Source organism: Rhizobium sp. 'Codium 1' (assembly GCF_020889605.1).
Taxonomy (GTDB): domain Bacteria; phylum Pseudomonadota; class Alphaproteobacteria; order Rhizobiales; family Rhizobiaceae; genus Allorhizobium; species Allorhizobium algae.
Map to the genome: position 1 here is coordinate 1,013,596 of NZ_JAJGPW010000001.1, position 18,037 is coordinate 1,031,632.

General features: G+C 60.7%; 17 protein-coding genes and 1 riboswitch. Of the genes, 12 read left to right on the top strand and 5 right to left on the bottom strand.

Features of this window, described 5'->3' with window-relative positions; all coding sequences use genetic code 11:
• Positions 1-73: 73 nt before the first annotated feature.
• The 4 genes from LJE98_RS04915 to LJE98_RS04930 form a co-directional block, all read right to left on the bottom strand.
• A complete protein-coding gene (locus LJE98_RS04915; RefSeq protein ID WP_229573747.1) occupies positions 74-1,084 on the bottom strand; it encodes a FecCD family ABC transporter permease in 1,011 nt (336 codons plus the stop codon).
• A gap of 54 nt (positions 1,085-1,138) precedes the next feature.
• Positions 1,139-2,095 carry an ABC transporter substrate-binding protein gene (locus LJE98_RS04920; RefSeq protein ID WP_229573749.1) on the bottom strand — a complete coding sequence of 319 codons (957 nt, stop codon included), beginning with the start codon at positions 2,093-2,095 and terminating at the stop codon, positions 1,139-1,141.
• A gap of 20 nt (positions 2,096-2,115) precedes the next feature.
• Positions 2,116-2,910 (bottom strand): ABC transporter ATP-binding protein, encoded by a 795-nt coding sequence (locus LJE98_RS04925; protein ID WP_229573751.1) that lies wholly within the window; start codon positions 2,908-2,910, stop codon positions 2,116-2,118.
• 201 nt (positions 2,911-3,111) lie between these two features.
• Positions 3,112-3,344: riboswitch (cobalamin riboswitch) on the bottom strand.
• 102 nt (positions 3,345-3,446) lie between these two features.
• Complete coding sequence (locus tag LJE98_RS04930) at positions 3,447-4,769, bottom strand: NAD(P)/FAD-dependent oxidoreductase (RefSeq protein WP_229573753.1); 1,323 nt, start codon at positions 4,767-4,769, stop codon at positions 3,447-3,449.
• 123 nt (positions 4,770-4,892) lie between these two features.
• On the opposite strand from LJE98_RS04930, the gene LJE98_RS04935 reads away from it, so the two are divergent.
• Positions 4,893-5,096, top strand: coding sequence for a hypothetical protein (locus LJE98_RS04935; protein WP_229573755.1), 204 nt, complete (start codon positions 4,893-4,895; stop codon positions 5,094-5,096).
• Positions 5,096-5,674 carry a manganese catalase family protein gene (locus tag LJE98_RS04940; RefSeq protein WP_420710102.1) on the top strand — a complete coding sequence of 193 codons (579 nt, stop codon included), beginning with the start codon at positions 5,096-5,098 and terminating at the stop codon, positions 5,672-5,674. The genes LJE98_RS04935 and LJE98_RS04940 overlap by 1 nt, the downstream gene beginning before the upstream one ends.
• 242 nt (positions 5,675-5,916) lie before the next feature.
• Here the strand turns inward: LJE98_RS04940 and LJE98_RS04945 are convergent, their stop codons facing one another.
• Positions 5,917-6,462 carry a DUF4142 domain-containing protein gene (locus LJE98_RS04945; protein WP_229573757.1) on the bottom strand — a complete coding sequence of 182 codons (546 nt, stop codon included), beginning with the start codon at positions 6,460-6,462 and terminating at the stop codon, positions 5,917-5,919.
• A gap of 138 nt (positions 6,463-6,600) precedes the next feature.
• Between LJE98_RS04945 and LJE98_RS04950 the strand changes: the two genes are divergently transcribed.
• The 10 genes from LJE98_RS04950 to hutF all read left to right on the top strand — a co-directional run bounded on the left by LJE98_RS04950 (position 6,601) and on the right by hutF (position 18,016).
• Positions 6,601-7,554 carry a sugar-binding transcriptional regulator gene (locus LJE98_RS04950; protein WP_229573759.1) on the top strand — a complete coding sequence of 318 codons (954 nt, stop codon included), beginning with the start codon at positions 6,601-6,603 and terminating at the stop codon, positions 7,552-7,554.
• Positions 7,555-7,700: 146 nt separating this feature from the next.
• On the top strand, positions 7,701-9,014 hold the full coding sequence (locus LJE98_RS04955; RefSeq protein ID WP_229573761.1) for an ABC transporter substrate-binding protein: 1,314 nt from the start codon (positions 7,701-7,703) through the stop codon (positions 9,012-9,014).
• 176 nt (positions 9,015-9,190) lie between these two features.
• The gene (locus LJE98_RS04960; protein WP_229573763.1) at positions 9,191-10,063 is read left to right on the top strand and encodes a carbohydrate ABC transporter permease; all 873 of its coding nucleotides are present in this window, start codon (positions 9,191-9,193) and stop codon (positions 10,061-10,063) included.
• Between the two features lie 11 nt (positions 10,064-10,074).
• Positions 10,075-10,899 carry a carbohydrate ABC transporter permease gene (locus LJE98_RS04965; protein ID WP_229573765.1) on the top strand — a complete coding sequence of 275 codons (825 nt, stop codon included), beginning with the start codon at positions 10,075-10,077 and terminating at the stop codon, positions 10,897-10,899.
• Between the two features lie 11 nt (positions 10,900-10,910).
• Entirely contained in the window at positions 10,911-11,909 is a 999-nt protein-coding gene (locus LJE98_RS04970; protein WP_229573767.1) for an ABC transporter ATP-binding protein, read from the top strand.
• Positions 11,906-12,682, top strand: coding sequence for an L-iditol 2-dehydrogenase (locus tag LJE98_RS04975; protein ID WP_324255811.1), 777 nt, complete (start codon positions 11,906-11,908; stop codon positions 12,680-12,682). Before LJE98_RS04970 ends, LJE98_RS04975 begins: the two co-directional genes overlap by 4 nt.
• 34 nt (positions 12,683-12,716) lie before the next feature.
• The gene (locus tag LJE98_RS04980; RefSeq protein ID WP_229573769.1) at positions 12,717-14,201 is read left to right on the top strand and encodes a mannitol dehydrogenase family protein; all 1,485 of its coding nucleotides are present in this window, start codon (positions 12,717-12,719) and stop codon (positions 14,199-14,201) included.
• Positions 14,202-14,207: 6 nt separating this feature from the next.
• Positions 14,208-14,915, top strand: coding sequence for an HAD family hydrolase (locus LJE98_RS04985; RefSeq protein ID WP_229573771.1), 708 nt, complete (start codon positions 14,208-14,210; stop codon positions 14,913-14,915).
• On the top strand, positions 14,908-16,533 hold the full coding sequence (locus LJE98_RS04990; RefSeq protein WP_229573773.1) for an FGGY family pentulose kinase: 1,626 nt from the start codon (positions 14,908-14,910) through the stop codon (positions 16,531-16,533). The genes LJE98_RS04985 and LJE98_RS04990 overlap by 8 nt, the downstream gene beginning before the upstream one ends.
• A 112-nt stretch (positions 16,534-16,645) precedes the next feature.
• Positions 16,646-18,016: a formimidoylglutamate deiminase gene (gene hutF / locus LJE98_RS04995; RefSeq protein ID WP_229573774.1), complete on the top strand. Its 1,371-nt coding sequence runs from the start codon at positions 16,646-16,648 to the stop codon at positions 18,014-18,016.
• Positions 18,017-18,037 lie beyond the last annotated feature (21 nt).

The window sequence follows — 18,037 nt, forward strand, 5'->3', positions numbered from 1 at the left end:
GTCGCCCCCTCCCGTTTTCGTTTTTCTTCAGTCTAGGCAAATACGAAACAGGAGCAATAGCCACGGTCCGAAACTATCGACGGCGCAGAAGCAGAATGAAGGCGAGGCCGCCGGCAAGGCCGGTGATGACGCCAATCGGCAGATCCTCCGGCGCCATTATGGTGCGCGAGACAATGTCTGCGAAGATGAGGATGACGGCGCCGGCAAGCGCTGAGAGGGGAATGACGCGGATGTTGTCGCTACCGGCCGTCAGGCGAACAAAGTGCGGAACGAGAAGACCGACGAAACCAATGGCGCCAGAGAAGGCGACCATGACGCCGGTCAACAGGGCCGTGACCACGAAGAGCTCCGCTCGGAACCGGGCAACGGGAACGCCGAGCGTGGCTGCCGTTTCATCCCCCATGGCCATTGCGTTGATCTCCCGCGCACGCACGACAAGGAAGGTCAGACAGCCGACAAGCACCATCGCCGGATAGAGCAGATGCGACCACTGGGCGAGGCCGAGACCACCCAGCATCCAGAAGACCACCGTATGCGCCGCTCTCGGATCCCCGAGGAAGATTGCGAGATTTCCCAAAGACGTCGCGACAAAGGCGATCGCCACCCCCGAGAGGACAAGGCGGTCGGCACCGGCACCGGTGAAACGGGTCACGGCGACCACGGCCAGCGTCGCCAGGAGAGAACCGGCAAAGGCAAACAGCGGCACTGTGACAAGGCCGAAGATCAATCCGGTATGCAGCAGCGCAATGATGGCTCCCAGAGCACCGCCGGAGGAGACGCCGAGCAGATGCGGATCGGCGAGCGGATTGCGGGTGACGGCCTGCAGCACGGCACCCACCGTGGCGAGACCGGCGCCGACGAGACCGGCAAGAATCACACGCGGAAAGCGCACATCCCAGACGATGCTTTCGCGCCCGGCCGACCAGGTCGGCTCGAAGGTCCCGGGCATCAGCTTGTTGACCAGGATCGACCAGACTGTCTCGGCCGGTATGGAGGCTGACCCCAGTGATACGCCTGCTGTCAGGCACAGTGCGAGAAGGAAGAGCGCTAACCCCGCCCAGATGAACAATCGACCTTGCATCATGCTGCCTTGAAACGTGTTGCCCGAGGGGGACGCAGGGCGACCCCTTCGCAGGCATCACATGTTACGCGGATGGAAGGCGTCGGCGAGACGGTCGATCGCCTGCACATTGCGCGGGCCGGGCGTCGCCTCGACATATTCCAGCACGACAAAACGATCCTGCTTGACCGCATCGAGATTCTTGAAAGCCGGGGTTTCCTTCATGAAGGCGATCTTCTGTTCTGCGGTCACATCGCCGTAGTTGACGATGACGATGACCTCCGGGTTGCGTTCGATGACCGGCTCCCAGGACACTTCGGTCCAGCTCTTTTCGACATCGTCCATGATATTGACGCCACCGGCGGCCTCGATCATGGCAGTCGGAATTCCGAAGCGGCCGGGGGTAAAGGGCTTCTCCGTGCCGGAATCATAGACGAAAACCCGTACGGGTTTCTCGACGGCGCCGACCCGCGTGGTGATCTCACCGAGGCGCTTGCGATAGCCCGCTACCAATTCTTCCGCACGCGCCTCTACGCCGAAGATCTTGCCTAGGTTGAGCAGGTCCACGAACATGTCATCCATGGTCGGCTTGTTTTTTGCCATGATGTGGATGCAGGATTCGGTGAGTTCATAGACCTTGACGCCGAAGGGCTCCAGCGTTTCGGGCGTCACTTCGCCGCCCACCTTCATGCCGTAATTCCAGCCGGCGAAGTAGAAATCGGCGTCGGCGTTCAGCATCACTTCCATCGTCGGGTATTTTGGCGAAAGCTCCGGCAGCTCCTTCACCCCTTCGCGCAGTCCCTCGTCCAGTGTCTTCCAGCCGGAAATGCCAGTGTAGCCGACCATGCGGTCCTGCAGTTTCAGGGCGAGCATCATCTCGGTCAGGTTGACGTCGTTGGAAATCGCGCGGGCAGGTGCGGCATCGAAGGTGACTTCCCGATCGCAGCTCTTGACCGTCACCGGATAGGCGAAAGCCGACGTGGCGGTGAAAACCGAGGCGAAAAATGTGGCGGACAGGAGGAGGCGGGTCGCCATATGGACAGGTCCTTTCGAAATCAATTCAATTCAAGGGAAAAGGAAAAGCGGTGGGGCCGGTGGCTATCGCCCGGCTGGCGGGCGGCGAATACACCAAATGTCCCGGACAGGGCCTGCTCGGTCAGCACGGCTTCCGGCGCGCCGAAGGCACTCATCCGCCCGCCTTGCATCAAGGCCACATGGCTTGCGAATTCGGCAGCCAGATTGATGTCGTGCAGGGTGGTGATGATGGTGAGGTTCAAGGCGCCGAGCAGGTCGAGAATTTCAAGCTGGTGGCGAATGTCGAGATGGTTGGTCGGTTCGTCGAGAATGAGGATCTCGGGCTTCTGGGCCAGCGCACGCGCCACGAGGACACGCTGCTTCTCGCCTCCGGACAGGGTCGAGAACTGCCGACCTGCCAGACGCAGGAGGTCGAGATGGTCAAGCGCATGCTCGGCTTCCGCCCGATCCTGGTCGCTCCAGCCTGCGAAGCCCTCGCGCCACGGAACCCGGCCCATCATGACCACATCTCTGACGGTAAAGGGGAAGTCCCCCGGCATTTCCTGAAGAACCACGGCAACGCGGCGCGCGAGCTGGCGCGCGGTCATCGACCAGATGTCCTGGCCGTCGACCTCGACCCGGCCTTCGAGCGGCGAGACGCCACGATAGAGGCAGCGAAGCAGCGTGGTCTTGCCCGCGCCATTCGGCCCGACAATGGCCATGCGATCACCCGCATCGAGAGCAAATGACACGCCTCGGACGAGGAAATGCGATGGCTTTGGCCCCCAGCCGAGATCAGCGACCCGGACGGAGCATCCCTTGGTGCTGCAGCTCATGACTGAGCCTCCGCCAGAGAGCGGTGACTTGCCGTCGGGTCACAGGCACGGTGAAAAGGCTGCCGTGCCGGCCTAAAATCGGGAAGAGAATGCATGCCAGTCCTCCGCAGGATTTGTCCGGAGGCAAAATGGCATGAGTTCGGCGCGCCAACGGGCGCTGTGCAAAAGCCAGTTCGTATCCATCGGAACACCCCGTCCGCTTCGGTTTCATCACTTGACGGCAGGTCTCCTGGCTCGCGGACAAACGCTTTCCAATTGCCTTCCCACGGTGACCCGCAGTGGCTCGGCGTGTGAACGCCGCAAGAATGGACAGCAATCCGCTTACAGTTGCGGGGGCAGCCACGGTCTTGGTCCCTATTGGGTCTTCCGCACCGTGTTCCCTATTAATCCCCTCGGAGTCATCCGTTGAGGGAACCGTCATCTGCTTGCATAGGATCTGCAGACCCCGGCGGTCAAGCCTTGATCTTTTCGTTATGTAATATCATTACGATTAGCAAGCGCCACTGACCTTGTCCACCCAAAAATCGGGCGCGCAATCAATTCGCCGCTCTGTCCTTGGCTTCCGTTGCGGGTACCGTGGCGGAGACCGCCGTTTCGTCAATCACACGCGCACCTCTCTGGCGCGTCGAATACCGCCAGATCCACTGGATGCTGACGAGCAGCCGCTTCTCGAAATTGACAAGCAAATACACGTGGACGAGGGCCCATAGCAGCCAGGCAAGCCGACCCTTGATCTGCCAGGATCCGAAGTCAAAAATGGCGGCATTCCGCCCGATGACCGCGGTGTTGCCCCGATTGCGGAAGTGAAACGTGGGGATTGGCTTTCCGGACAGGAGGTCGGCTTTCAGCGCGCGACCGAGAAATATTCCCTGTTGCTTGGCCACCTGCGCAAGGGCCGGCAGCGGATTGCGGTCCTTTCCCAACGCAAGAGCCGTATCGCCCAATGCGTATATGCCGGCCGTGCCCGTGACCGACAGATCCGGCCCCACCGGCAGTCGGCCGCCAGCTCCCGGCTCAATGCCCAGCCATTCGGCCGCGGGAGACGCCTTCACGCCGGCTCCCCAGACAATGCAGCTTGCAGGCAGGAACGTGCCGCCAGCCTGAACCCCCTCTGCCGTGATATCTTCGACAGGCGTATCGAGGCGTATATCGACGCCGATTCCTGCAAGGTAATCGGATGCATATCGCGAGAGAGTTTCCGGGAAGGTTGACAGAATCCTCGGTCCCGCCTCGATGAGCAGCACCGTCAATTGATCGGGATGCAGCCTGCGGAAATCCTGCGCTATCATGAAACGACCCAGTTCAGAGATTGCGCCCGCCATTTCGACGCCTGTCGGTCCACCGCCGATGACCACGCTGGTCAAAAGACTGCGCTTTTCGGCCTCGTCCGTGCTTCGCTCCGCCTTCTCAAAAGCGAGAAGGAGCCTGTGGCGGATGTCTCGGGCTTCGTGAACGGATTTCAGACCCGGCGCATGCTGCTGCCAGTCCTGATGTCCGAAATAGTTGTAGGTGGAGCCTGTCGCGAGCACGAGGCGATCAAAGGGGGTCGAGCCACCGTCTTTCAGGATAACCGTCCGTGCGGGTGCATCGACCGACACGACCTCGGCCATCACCACATGGATGTTCTCATACCGGCCCAGCGTGCGGCGAATGGGTTCTGAGATATCTGCCGGCGACAAGGCCGCTGTCGCGACCTGGTAGAGCAGCGGCTGGAAGAGGTTGTGGTTGCGGCGATCGATCACCGTGACGTCGATTTCCGTATTGCCCAGCGCCTGGGCACAGGCCAGACCACCGAAGCCTGCGCCGACGATGACCACATGCGGCCTCTTCGTCGCGCTCTCCGTCCCGCTTTTCATCATCAGCTCTCCGTCACCGTTCCCAAGGCAAACAGAAGGCACCGGCAAATGTTCCTGCGGAACGGTTGGCAGGCCTGACAGTTGGTCAAAGTTCAACATCCACAAACAGCCACAAGGAGACAAGCCATGAGCACGTACTCGCCGAAAGGTGGAAAGCCGGGAACCACAGACCAATCTCCGCGATGGGAAGGACCAAAGGATAACAAACCAAGCGGCTATATGCCGGCAAAGGACGATCCGGATGTGGACCGAAACGCGGTCGGCGAGAATCTTCAGGACCCGGAAAAGCGGAACCTCGGCGACTCGCTCAAGACCAAGGACCAGCAGTAATCCTGCTTTTCGAATCGCAAAAAATTCGCGGAACAGATCCCGTCGGTGGAGCCGTGCTGGGCGGGATCAATCTGAAGAACCTGCTTTCCGCTGGTCTTTCCGCCATGCCTGTCGATTCCGACGGTGTGCCGTTCGACATGTCCCACATCTATGCCAGCGGCAACATCGCCGCCGACATGACGGCGAATGTTGCCGCCGAGTCAACCGGACGCGTGCTTGCGACGCGGCTTTACAACATGACCAATGATCCCGGGATGAAGGACATGCTGTCTTATTTCATCGCTCGCGACACGATGCACCAGAACCAGTGGATGGCAGCGCTTGAGGAACTGGGTGGCGCAAGTGGCGCGTTCCCCATTCTCAACAGCTTTCCGCAGGGGCAGGAGAAACAGGATTTCAGCTACGCCTATCTCGGCTTCCAGCAAGACGGCACTTCGCCTGCACCCGGACGCTGGTCAGAGGGTCGGTCGATGGATGGCAAGGGGCAATTCGTGTCGCAGCTCATGCAGCCGCTGGGTCAGAAGCCGGATCTGGGACCGGCAAAGCCGAACAGTGGCGCTCAGGCCGAACAAGTCTGACGCCGTAGAAGGGAGCACGAAACGATTCTTTGTTCCATCACGGGAACAATGGGCCGAAGTGGCAGTTCCTAAGTTCATATGGGATTGTTCCCCTCCTCCCACCTCCCCCGGCCGCCCCTGAGGGCGCCCACCTGAACCCCGCTTCGGCGGGGTTCTTTTTGTCCTGCAACCAAAAGTGCCGCCGTCAGCCAGATGTGGCAAGGGCAGCAAATGGCCATGTCCTGCCCCTCGCTGCCCTCCGCTCAATCATTGGTCAGTGACTGAGCCCGCACCTTGTGGGTCCGAATCAAAGGATAATGCGCGACCGCATAAGTCTTCAGACTGCCGGCCGGACCGTGATCGGCATAGGCGCCGAGCAACCTGATCGCCTCATCATGTGCCTTCATCTGGGCCGACATGTAAGCACTGTTGAACTGGCTCTCCTCGGCCTGTTCCAGCGCCATCAGGGTCTGCTTCTGCTCCATCGACAACTCCAGGACGATCGCCACCGAATCGGCATCGGCCGCCGACTGCAACTGTTCTTGCGCCCGGCGATGATCATCCAGTATGGTTTGCGCGAACTCCGTCACTTGCGGGTCCTGGCTCCGCCGCAAGGCGAGTTCGGCCGAGCGGATTTCGATTTCGTTGGAAGCGGCAGCCTGCTGGACGAAGCCGGCGGGCCCAAGCGCCTCCGTCTCGGCTGAGGGCTGCGGCGTCGGCAACTGCTGGATCGGCGCCGTCTGCTGGGCATTTGCCGTTGCCAAGAATGTCAGTGCGGTTGCAGCAGCGAGCGTGATGAGGCGGACCATGTTCGATCTCCTTAAATTGAGGTTCAAAGGGTCCAACACGTCAGCCCGCGAAGCGTTCCAGAGTGCCGGATGGACGGACCGGATTTGACAGCCGCGGGCAAACTTGGCAGCACTGTCGCCAGACGGAGGAATGACTTCATGGCGAAACGCGGCGAGGGGCAAACGAGGCTCGATGATGCGGCACGCGCGGGCTGGCTCTATTATGTCGCCGGGCGAACCCAGGACGAGATCGCTGCATCCATGGGAATTTCACGGCAGAGCGCCCAGCGTCTCGTCTCGCTTTCCGTTGCGGAAAAGCTGATCAAGGTTCGGCTCGACCATCCGATCGCGGCGTGCCTGGAGCTTGCGGAGGCGCTGCAGAAGAAGTTCGACCTCAAGGAAGTCGAGATCGTTCCGTCGGATCCGGCTTCGGAATCCGCAACCGTCGGCGTTGCCGAGGCTGGCGCTGCGCAACTGGAGCGCTGGCTCAAACAACCCGATCCGCTGGTGATCGCCATGGGGACGGGCCGCACGCTGCGCGCCATGGTCGACCAGCTGTCGCCAATGGAATGTCCGCAGCACAAGATCGTCTCGCTGACGGGCAACATCAGCCCGGACGGGTCAGCCGCCTATTTCAACGTCATCTTTTCGATGGCCGACGCGGTCAAGGCGCCGCATTTCCCCATGCCGCTGCCTGTCATCGTGTCCTCTCCTGCCGAGCGTGAACTGCTGCATAGCCAGCCTCTGGTTGCACCGACCATCGCGCTGGCCCAGCGCTCGGATGTCACTTTCGTTGGCATCGGCGAGATGAACATGAACGCACCACTCCTCCTCGATGGCTTTCTCAAGCCCGAGGAAATGGAGGATCTTCTTCAGGCCGGAGCGGTCGGGGAGATCTGCGGCTGGATATTCGGGGAAGACGGGACATTGCTGACGCATTCCGTCAACGAACGGGTCGCGAGCCTTGAGATTCCGTCACGGAAGACATCGACCGTCGTGGCTCTTGCAAGGGGCCGACGCAAGCATCCGGCGATCCTGGCAGCGGTTCGCGGCGGCCATATCAACGGTTTGATCACCGATGAAGAGGCGGCGCGTCATCTTTTGGCGTCCTAGGCTGAGCTAAAATTTCAATTTGAGATCCAAGCGTTAACCAGTTCATGCGGCGCTGCAGCATGGAATCCGGTTGACATATTTCGCCCAGTGAGTGAGTAATTGCCCATGAGCGAAGCGAATGCTCATTTTTCTTCTGGGAGGAAGACATGACATTGAAGACGATCCTGCTGGGCGCATGCTCGGCGCTGGCGCTTGCCGGCATGGCTTCGGCCGAAACCCTGACGATCGCTACCGTGAACAACGGTGACATGATCCGCATGCAGGGCCTCACCTCCGAATTTACCTCTGCCAATCCCGACATCGATGTCGAATGGGTCACGCTGGAAGAGAACGTTCTGCGCGAGCGCGTCACGACCGACGTTGCCACAAAGGGCGGCCAGTATGACATCATGACGATCGGCACCTATGAAGTTCCGATCTGGGCCAAGCAGGGCTGGCTCCTGCCCCTCGACAATCTCGGCGCAGACTATGACGTTGACGATCTTCTGCCGGCGATCCGTTCGGGTCTCACCGGTGACGACGGCAAGTTGTATGCCGCACCGTTCTACGGCGAGTCCTCGTTCATCATGTACCGCAAGGACCTGATGGAAAAGGCCGGCCTGACGATGCCCGACGCCCCGACCTGGGAGTTCGTGGCTGACGCTGCCCGGAAGATGACCGACCGCGCCAATGACATCAACGGCATCTGCCTGCGCGGCAAGGCCGGTTGGGGCGAGAACGTCGCCTTCCTCACCGCCACTGCCAATGCCTTCGGTGCACGCTGGTTCGATGAAAACTGGGCTCCCCAGTTCGACCAGCCTGAATGGAAGAACACGCTCGACTTCTACGTCAAGCTGATGAATGACGCCGGCCCGCAGGGCGCATCGTCCAACGGCTTCAACGAAAACCTGGCACTGTTCCAGCAGGGCAAGTGCGGCATGTGGATCGATGCCACGGTCGCTGCCTCCTTCGTCACCAACCCGACGGACTCGACAGTTGCCGACAAGGTCGGTTTCGCCCTGGCACCGGACACAGGTCTTGGCAAGCGTGGCAACTGGCTCTGGGCTTGGAACCTCGCCATCCCGGCCGGCTCGCAGAAGTCCGCTTCGGCCGAGAAGTTCATCTCCTGGGCAACCGGCAAGGCCTATGCCGAACTGGTCGCCTCCAAGGAAGGCTGGGCCAACGTTCCTCCGGGTACCCGTACGTCTCTCTATGAGAACGCCGAATACCAGAAGGCCGCTCCGTTCGCCAAGATGACGATCGACTCGATCAATGCTGCCGACCCGAAGAATCCTGCCGTCAAGCCGGTGCCTTATGTCGGTGTGCAGTTCGTTGCCATCCCGGAATTCCAGGGCCTTGGTACGACGGTCGGCCAGCTGTTCTCTGCGGCACTTGCAGGTCAGATGTCGGTTGACGATGCGCTGGCCCAGGCCCAGCAGGTCTCGGTTCGCGAAATGACCCGCGCCGGTTACATCAAGTAATATCCTCCCGAAGTTGCCGTCCGGACCGAGGTCCGGGCGGCATTCTTCGAGGAGCTGAAAAGCGGACCGGCGGTTCCGCCCCGGAGGGACCGTGTCCCGGATATATTCGCCACCTGGAACGACGAGCCTGAGCACCCGAGAAGGGTATGCCGGCCTCTAGGAAGAGAGCTAAACCCATGGCTACGCAAAATACCCGGACGCTCGCCCGTCTGATGATGGCGCCTTCCGTCGGCCTTCTCCTCATCTGGATGATCGTGCCGCTGTCGATGACACTCTGGTTCTCGTTCCAGAACTACAATCTGCTCAATCCGGCCAATGTCAGTTTTGCCGGTCTGTTCAACTATCGCTTCTTCTACACCGACCCCGCATTCTTGCAGTCGATCTGGAATACGCTCCTGCTCGTCGGGGGCGTCCTGACGATCACCGTGGGGGGCGGCATCGCGATTGCGCTGCTTCTGGACCAGCCGATCTTTGGCCAGGGTATCGTGCGGATCATGATCATCTCCCCGTTCTTTGTCATGCCGCCGGTGGCAGCCCTTGTGTGGAAGAACATGATCATGCATCCGGGCTATGGGGTGCTTGCCGATATGAACCGTTGGTTCGGTTTCCAGCCTGTCGACTGGTTCGCTCAATATCCCCTCTTTTCCATCATCATCATCGTTGCCTGGCAGTGGCTTCCCTTCGCCACGCTGATCCTCCTGACCGCCCTTCAGTCGCTGGACGGCGAGCAGAAGGAAGCGGCAGAAATGGATGGCGCTGGTTTCATCAACCAGTTCATCTACCTCACGCTGCCGCATCTCGCCCGCGCGATCACGGTCGTCGTCCTGATCCAGACGATCTTCCTGCTCGGCGTCTATGCGGAAATCCTGGTCACAACCAATGGCGGCCCAGGCTATGCATCGACGAACCTAGTCTTCCTGATCTATCGCACGGCCCTTCTTGGATACGACGTTGGCGGCGCATCCGCCGGCGGCATCATCGCCATCATCCTCGCCAACATCGTCGCATTCTTCCTGATGCGCGCGGTCGGCAAGAACCTTGACCGCTGAGGAGAACGACCATGGCAAGAGCTATCACCACCCGTAAGAAGATCGCTTTCACCGCGCTGGCCTGGACCCTGGCCATGCTGATCTTCTTCCCGATCCTCTACACGATCATCACGTCGCTGAAGACGGAGACGGAAGCGATCCAGGGCTTCAACCTCATTCCATCCTTCACGCTCGAAAACTATGTGACGGTTCAGACTCAGCGTGACTACTTCAAGCCGTTCATGAATTCCGTCGTGATTTCCGTGGGCTCCACCATTCTTGCGCTCATCGTCGCGATCCCTGCCGCCTGGGCCATGGCGTTTTCGCCGACCAAGCGGACCAAGGACATCCTGATGTGGATGCTCTCGACCAAGATGATGCCTGCAGTTGCCGTACTCGTCCCGATCTACCTGATGTTTCGAGACTTCGGACTGCTCGATACGCGCATCGGCCTGACCATCATGCTGATGCTGATCAACCTGCCGATCGTCGTGTGGATGCTCTACACCTATTTCCGCGAAATCCCGGGCGAGATCCTCGAAGCCGCACGCATGGATGGAGCCTCGCTCGTCAGCGAGATTGTCTATGTGCTGACACCGATGGCGGTGCCCGGCATCGCTTCGACCATGCTGCTCAACGTCATCCTGGCCTGGAATGAAGCCTTCTGGACGATCCGCCTCACCACCACAAACGCGGCGCCGCTCACGGCATTCATCGCATCTTTCTCCAGCCCGCAGGGTCTCTTCTGGGCAAAGCTTTCGGCAGCCTCGACGCTTGCCATCGCTCCCATCGTCATCCTCGGCTGGTTCAGCCAGAAACAACTCGTCCGCGGCCTCACCTTTGGCGCTGTGAAGTAAGGAACAAGAAGATGGGTAGCATCACACTTCAGAACGTCTCGAAGACCTTTGGAGAAGTTTCGGTCATCCCCTCGATTGATCTCGAGATCAACGATGGTGAGTTTGCCGTCTTCGTCGGCCCGTCTGGTTGCGGCAAGTCAACATTGCTGCGACTGATCGCCGGTCTCGAAGACACATCGGGTGGCAGGATCCTGATCGACGGCAAGGACGCGACAGATCTGGCGCCCTCGCAGCGCGGCCTCGCCATGGTGTTCCAGTCCTATGCTCTCTATCCGCATATGAGCGTGCGCTCGAACATCGGCTTTCCGCTGAAGATGGCGAAGATGAATAAGGCCGAGATCGACCGGAAAGTCGAGGAAGCCGCCAAGATCCTCAACCTGACGGACTATCTCGAACGCAAGCCCCGCAACCTTTCAGGCGGCCAGCGCCAGCGTGTGGCGATCGGTCGTGCCATCGTTCGCTCGCCGGAATGCTTCCTGTTCGACGAACCTCTGTCGAACCTCGACGCGGCGCTGCGCGTCAATATGCGGCTCGAGATCTCGGAGCTGCATCAGAAACTGAATGCAACATCGATCTACGTCACCCATGATCAGGTGGAGGCGATGACGATGGCCGACAAAATCGTGGTGCTCAACAAGGGCCGCATCGAGCAGGTGGGCTCGCCGCTCGACCTCTACCGCAGCCCGCGCAACCTGTTCGTCGCCGGCTTCATCGGCTCTCCCAAGATGAACCTGATCAGCGGCCCCAAGGCTCAGGAACAGGGTGCTCACACAATGGGCGTCCGGCCCGAGCACATGACGCTGTCGACCACCGAAGGCGCGTGGAAAGGCAAGGTCACCGTCGCCGAGCATCTGGGCTCCGACACCTTCCTGCATATCGCCACGGAAGAGTTCGGCACGATCACCGCGCGCTGCAGCGGCGAAATGCCGGTCCGTCACGGTGACATCGTCTATGCGACGCCCGACGAGAACCGCATCCATCGCTTTGACGAGCGGGGACTGGCCCTATGAGCATGAGGCTTTCGGGCAAATCCGCACTGATAACCGGTTCCGCACGCGGTATCGGGCGGGCCTTTGCCGAAGCCTATGTTCGGGAAGGCGCGACCGTCGCCATAGCCGACATCGATCTCGCGCGGGCCGAAAACACGGCAGCCGAGATCGGCCCCCAGGCCTATGCGGTCAAGCTCGACATCACCGACCAGACCTCGATCGAGGCTGCGATCCGGACCGTGGAAGATCGTCAGGGCGGTCTCGACATTCTGGTCAACAATGCCGCGCTCTTCGATCTCGCGCCAATCGTGGAGATCACGCGGGCGAGCTATGAGCGCCTTTTCTCGATCAATGTCGCCGGCACGCTCTTCATGATGCAGGCGGCTGCACGATCGATGATCGGGCGGGGACAGGGCGGCAAGATCATCAACATGGCAAGCCAGGCCGGGCGACGCGGGGAAGCCCTGGTCGCCGTCTATTGCGCCACCAAAGCAGCCGTAATTTCGCTGACGCAGTCAGCAGGCCTCGACCTGATCAAACACGGCATCAATGTCAATGCGATCGCGCCAGGTGTCGTGGACGGAGAGCATTGGGATGGTGTGGATGCGCTCTTTGCCAAATATGAAAACCGCCCTCTCGGCGAGAAGAAGACGCTCGTGGGAGCAGAGGTGCCCTTCGGCCGGATGGGCCGGGCAGAAGACCTGACCGGGATGGCCATTTTCCTCGCCTCGGCCGAAGCCAACTACATCGTTGCCCAGACTTACAATGTCGATGGCGGAAACTGGATGAGCTGACGGCTCTTGCGGCGCCAAGCCAAGGAATGCACCCATGACAGTCAAACTCTCGCTTGCAACTCTCGCAGACATTGGCGACCGGGCGTCCCTGCCCGCCTATCGCCGGAAGGATATCCGTCCCGGAATCCTGCATTTCGGCGTCGGCAATTTCCACCGCGCCCATATGGCAATCTATCTGCATGAGCTTTTCAACAAGGGCCGCAATCTCGACTGGGGCATTATCGGCGCCGGCGTCATGGTGTCGGACCAGCGGATGCGGGATACTTTGAAAGCGCAGGACTTTCTCACCACTGTCGTCGAACAGGACAGGGACCGGTCTGCGGCGACAATCACCGGGCCGATGCTCGATGTGATCACGGCACCGGATTTCGAGCGGATCATTGCAACGCTCTCCTCGCCCGAGACCCGTATCGTCTCGATGACGATCACGGAGGGGGGCTACTTCATCGACCCGGCGACGGGGAAGTTCGACCTCACTCATCCCGCGATCGTCGCTGATGCGCAGGATCCCGCCAACCCCAAGACGGTGTTTGGTCTGGTGATTGCGGGCCTCAAGGCGCGCCGCGCCGCAGGCATTCCGCCTTTCACCGTGATGTGCTGTGACAATATTCCCGGCAATGGCGAGGTGACGGAAGCGACGGTCTGCGGGCTCGCCCACCTTTCAGACCCCGAATTCGCCGACTGGATCCACCACAATGTCGCCTTCCCGAACTCCATGGTCGATCGCATTACGCCCGCGACCGGACAGCGGGAGATCGACATCACCCGCGAGAGCTACGACATCGAGGACGGTTGGCCGGTCTTCTGTGAAGGCTTCAAGCAATGGGTGCTGGAAGACAAGTTTCCGCTCGGACGCCCGGCGCTGGAGGACGTTGGCGTCACCTTCGTGCCTGACGTTGCGCCCTATGAGCTGATGAAACTGCGCATCCTGAACGGTGGCCACGCAGCCATTGCCTATCCGGCAGCCCTCATGGACATCCATTTCGTGCATGAATCGATGGAGAACCCACTGATCCGCGCCTTCCTCGCCAAGCTGGAAAACGAGGAAATCATCCCGGTCGTCCCGCCCGTCCCGAACATCAGCCTTCAGGATTATTTCGGGCTGATCGAAACACGATTCTCGAATCCGAAGATCGGCGACACGATTCCACGCCTTGCTCAGGACGGCTCGAACCGGCAGCCGAAATTCATCCTGCCGTCGACAGCCGATCGTCTCGCCCAGGGTCTTGACGTACAGGGCCTTGCTCTCGTTTCCGCGCTCTGGTGCCGATACTTTGAGGGGAAGACAGACAGCGGGATAGAAATCACCTTCAACGATCCCAGCGCCGATCGCCTTCATGCAGCCGCTCTGGCATCTCGCAACGATCCGACGGCCTTTATCGGGATCAGCGACATCTTCGGATCGGTGGGCGCCGATCCCCGCTTCCAGACGCAGTTCGCCACGGCCATCGACAGTTTGCGAAGCCATGGCACCGCCACTACGCTTCAACGCTACATCGACGGAACCCTTGCCAGCTGAGTGACCATGGAGCCGCAGCCGATTCGCCTCGTGATCTTCGACTGTGACGGCGTCCTCGTCGATAGCGAGGGGATCGCGCTCGAAGTGCTGGTCGAGGCCCTGGCGAAGAACGGTATTCGGCTGACGATCGAGGGAGCCGCCGATCGCTTTCTCGGGCGCAGTCTCGGTTCGCTGGCGGAAGCCGTCAGATCCGAATTCGGCGTCGAGATCGATCCACCCTTTCTCGCCGGTATGCGCGAAGTTCTCTACGCACGCTTTCGTGCCGAATTGAAACCCCTGCCCGGCGTCGCGACGCTGATCGACGCCCTCAAGGGCGCGAATGTCGAATGCTGCGTGGCCTCCTCCAGCCAGCGGGAACGCATCAATCTTTCGCTCTCCGTCACAGGGCTCCTGGCGCGGCTGACACCACATATCTTCAGTGCCACCATGGTCAGGAATGGCAAGCCGGCGCCTGATCTCTTCCTGCATGCGGCGGCCGAAATGGGTACCGCGCCTGAGTCATGCCTCGTCATCGAGGACAGCCCCGCCGGTGTCCGGGCTGCCCAGGCCGCCGGCATGAAAGTCTGTGCCTTCACCGGCGGATCCCATACTCAACATGCCAGCTATCGACAGGCGTTGATGCAACTCCAACCGGATGCCCAATTTGACGCCATGGAGAATTTGCTCCACTTTGTCTTCGGGGCGAGGAGACCGGAAGATCTGACTGATGCGTGAGCACATCTTGGCCGTGGATGTTGGCACGGGCAGTGCACGAGCCGGGGTGTTCAATCTGAGCGGTCGCCAGCTGGCCCGTCACGTCGTGCCAATCGGCGTGTACCAATCCCTCCCGAAACATCTTGAGCAGGACAGCGAAGAGATCTGGGCCGCTGTGTGTACGGCCGTTCGCGCTGCGCTCACGGAAAGCGGCGTTTCCGGAGAGACCGTGCTCGCCATCGGCTTCGACGCAACCTGTTCGCTGGTCGTGCGGGATGGGGACGGCAAACCGATTTCCATCTCGGCTTCCGGCAACCCCGGCCTCGACACCATTTTGTGGATGGATCATCGGGCGATTGCCGAAACGGAGGCCTGCAATGCCATCGCCGACCCCGTGCTGGACCGCTTCGGCGGGCGCCTGTCTGTCGAAATGCAAATCCCGAAGCTGCTGTGGTTGAAGACGCATCGGCCTGACATCTGGGCCACCTGCGGGCAGATCTTCGATCTTTGCGACTACCTGACATGGCGCGCGACGGCGTCAGACAAACGCAGCCATTCGGCCCTTGCGTCGAAATGGGGATATACGCCTGAAGCGCCGGGCGCGCCGCCTCTCGACTACTACCGGAAAGTCGGCCTCTCGGATGTCATGGAACGGGCCGGGCTGCCATTGCGATCGGAGCATCCGGATCGGCTGATTGGCACGCTTACATCCGCAAGCGCTGCGGAACTCGGCCTTGACGTGCATTGCCTGGTGGCGCCGGGTCTCATCGACGCCTATGCGGGCACGGTTGGCCTCTTTGCTGCGGGCGCTCGGCTTGAGGTGCCGCTATCGGCCGAGGCCGTGCTGATCGCGGGGACTTCGAGTTGCATCGTGCGCCTCAGCGAAGAACCGATCGCGGGTCCCGGGTGCTGGGGCGGATTTCGCGATGCCGCCGTACCGGGACTCTGGCTGACAGAGGCCGGGCAATCCGCCTCAGGTGCCTTTCTCGACCACATCGTCAAGCTGCATCCCGCCGGCGGTACGCCGATGAAGGCGCGTCACCGTGCGATCCTCGACGCCATCTCCGAACATCTCGCGGAGGAAGGATCCGACTTCGGCCTACCCATCACAGTCTTGCCCGACCTGCACGGAACCCGCTCGCCGCTCTCCGATCCTCTGTTGACCGGAACCATCGCCGGACTGGATCTCGATCTGAGCCCGGTGTCTTTGCACAAGCTCTATTGGCGCAGTTGCGTCGCGCTTGCCTGTAGCATCCGGCACATCATCGAGCACCAGCCGCTTGGCGCCGGTGCGCCGAAGCGATTGTTGCTCGCGGGCGGACTGGCCGATCATCCGCTTTTGTCTCAACTCTATGCCGACGCCACTGGCTGTGACGTGCATGTGCCAAAGGATTGCGATGCGGTGCTTTTAGGTTGCGCGCTTCACGCCGCAGTGGCAGCTGGCGCCTTCCCATCCGTCGAAGAGGCGGGAAAAGCAATGCAGTTTGCCATGGCGCATTTCCCGCCATCACCCCTGCGCCAGGCTGCTCTCGTCCGCGATCATGCGCTTCTGAAGGCCATGATGCGGCACCGGGACGAGCTGGCGGAGCTCGCATCTGCGCCGGCTCCAAGTCCCGCTGCCATTCATCGGGCCATCTGATCTCGGCCGGTCACAAGGCCGAACGAGATTTTGAAGTACCCTAGGCGGCGCACCGCTTGCGCTCAGAACCGAAACCTGCCATGTTGCCTATACAACTTGACGAGGTTTCGAGATGAAAACGCCTCAGACGCTGTTTTGTGAACGTGTTCTTCTGCCTGAGGGCTGGACGTCCGACGTCATGATCGGGATCGACGACGGTGGAATGATTGTCTCCATCCAGCCGGGACGCACCCGCGATGCGGACTCGATGCGTGCAGCCGGCCCCGTCGTTCCCGCCCTGCAGAACCTGCATTCTCACGCCTTTCAACGCGCCATGGCGGGGCTCGCTGAAAAGGCGGGATCGACCGATGACAGCTTCTGGACCTGGCGCGAGACCATGTACCGGCTGGTCGAACGCATGTCGCCAGACGATGTCGAGGTTGTGGCCACGAAGTTGTATAGTGAACTTCTGAAAGGTGGCTTCGGCCATGTCGTCGAGTTTCACTATTTTCATCATGCGGTCACGGGATCAGGTCGATCCGATGGCTTCGAGATGTCGGCCCGTATTCTGCGCGCAGCCGAGACGGCCGGGATCGGGCTGACGCATCTGCCCGTCTTCTACGCGCATGCCGGCTTTGGCGGCATCGCGCCCAATGATGGCCAGAAGCCGTTCATTCACAGTGTGGACGGTTTTCTCTCCTTGCTCGAACGTCTGGCGCCGGAATGCAAGGCAGTCGGCGCGCGCCTTGGCCTGGCCATTCATTCCATCCGGGCGGCGACGCCGGATGAAATGCGGGTTATCCTGTCATCCGAACATACAGGCGGTCCCATCCACATTCATGTCGCCGAACAGGAGCGGGAAGTGGAGGACTGCTTGGCTTGGAGTGGCCGTCGACCCGTCGAGTACCTACTGGATGAAATGCCCGTGGACGGTCGTTGGTGTGCTATTCACGCGACCCACATGACACCGGACGAAACGATGCGCCTGGCTCGCTCTGGCGCTGTCGCCGGCCTTTGCCCGGCCACTGAGGCCAATCTTGGTGACGGGATTTTTCCGGCGACGGACTTTGCTGCACAAGCCGGCGCATATGGTATCGGAACCGATAGTCATGTGGCGACCTCCGTTGCGGAAGAGTTACGCCTCCTCGAATACAGCCAGAGACTGCGCGATCGACGCCGTAACCGTCTGGCAGCCGGTCCGGGAACTTCCAGTGGTCGTACTGTCTTTGATGCGGTGCTCAAAGGGGGCGCGCAGGCTGCCGGTCAACAGACCAGCGGCATCCATATCGGCGCTCGCGCGGATCTCATCGTCTTAGACGGCAGCAATCCGTTTGTTGGGACGAGCACTGGCGACCAGGTTCTCGACCGCTGGCTGTTTGCTTTGGGATCCGAAGCGGTTCGGGATGTCATGGCCGGTGGTCAATGGGTCGTCCAGGATGGGCGCCATCGAAACGAGGATGAAATCAACCGGGCTTTTCGGGAGGTTCTCCTGAAGCTGGCTTGAGCTTTTAACAACGACATCAAT

Excerpts from the sequence above, each read along its gene's own strand:
- LJE98_RS04980 (WP_229573769.1), top strand. The coding sequence starts at position 12,717 with ATGACAGTCAAACTCTCGCTTGCAACTCTCGCAGACATTGGCGACCGG.
- LJE98_RS04975 (WP_324255811.1), top strand. The coding sequence starts at position 11,906 with ATGAGCATGAGGCTTTCGGGCAAATCCGCACTGATAACCGGTTCCGCA.
- LJE98_RS04945 (WP_229573757.1), bottom strand. The coding sequence starts at position 6,462 with ATGGTCCGCCTCATCACGCTCGCTGCTGCAACCGCACTGACATTCTTG.
- LJE98_RS04960 (WP_229573763.1), top strand. The coding sequence starts at position 9,191 with ATGGCTACGCAAAATACCCGGACGCTCGCCCGTCTGATGATGGCGCCT.
- LJE98_RS04935 (WP_229573755.1), top strand. The coding sequence starts at position 4,893 with ATGAGCACGTACTCGCCGAAAGGTGGAAAGCCGGGAACCACAGACCAA.
- LJE98_RS04970 (WP_229573767.1), top strand. The coding sequence starts at position 10,911 with ATGGGTAGCATCACACTTCAGAACGTCTCGAAGACCTTTGGAGAAGTT.
- LJE98_RS04955 (WP_229573761.1), top strand. The coding sequence starts at position 7,701 with ATGACATTGAAGACGATCCTGCTGGGCGCATGCTCGGCGCTGGCGCTT.
- LJE98_RS04965 (WP_229573765.1), top strand. The coding sequence starts at position 10,075 with ATGGCAAGAGCTATCACCACCCGTAAGAAGATCGCTTTCACCGCGCTG.
- LJE98_RS04930 (WP_229573753.1), bottom strand. The coding sequence starts at position 4,769 with ATGATGAAAAGCGGGACGGAGAGCGCGACGAAGAGGCCGCATGTGGTC.
- LJE98_RS04985 (WP_229573771.1), top strand. The coding sequence starts at position 14,208 with ATGGAGCCGCAGCCGATTCGCCTCGTGATCTTCGACTGTGACGGCGTC.
- LJE98_RS04920 (WP_229573749.1), bottom strand. The coding sequence starts at position 2,095 with ATGGCGACCCGCCTCCTCCTGTCCGCCACATTTTTCGCCTCGGTTTTC.
- LJE98_RS04915 (WP_229573747.1), bottom strand. The coding sequence starts at position 1,084 with ATGATGCAAGGTCGATTGTTCATCTGGGCGGGGTTAGCGCTCTTCCTT.
- LJE98_RS04925 (WP_229573751.1), bottom strand. The coding sequence starts at position 2,910 with ATGAGCTGCAGCACCAAGGGATGCTCCGTCCGGGTCGCTGATCTCGGC.
- hutF (WP_229573774.1), top strand. The coding sequence starts at position 16,646 with ATGAAAACGCCTCAGACGCTGTTTTGTGAACGTGTTCTTCTGCCTGAG.
- LJE98_RS04950 (WP_229573759.1), top strand. The coding sequence starts at position 6,601 with ATGGCGAAACGCGGCGAGGGGCAAACGAGGCTCGATGATGCGGCACGC.
- LJE98_RS04990 (WP_229573773.1), top strand. The coding sequence starts at position 14,908 with ATGCGTGAGCACATCTTGGCCGTGGATGTTGGCACGGGCAGTGCACGA.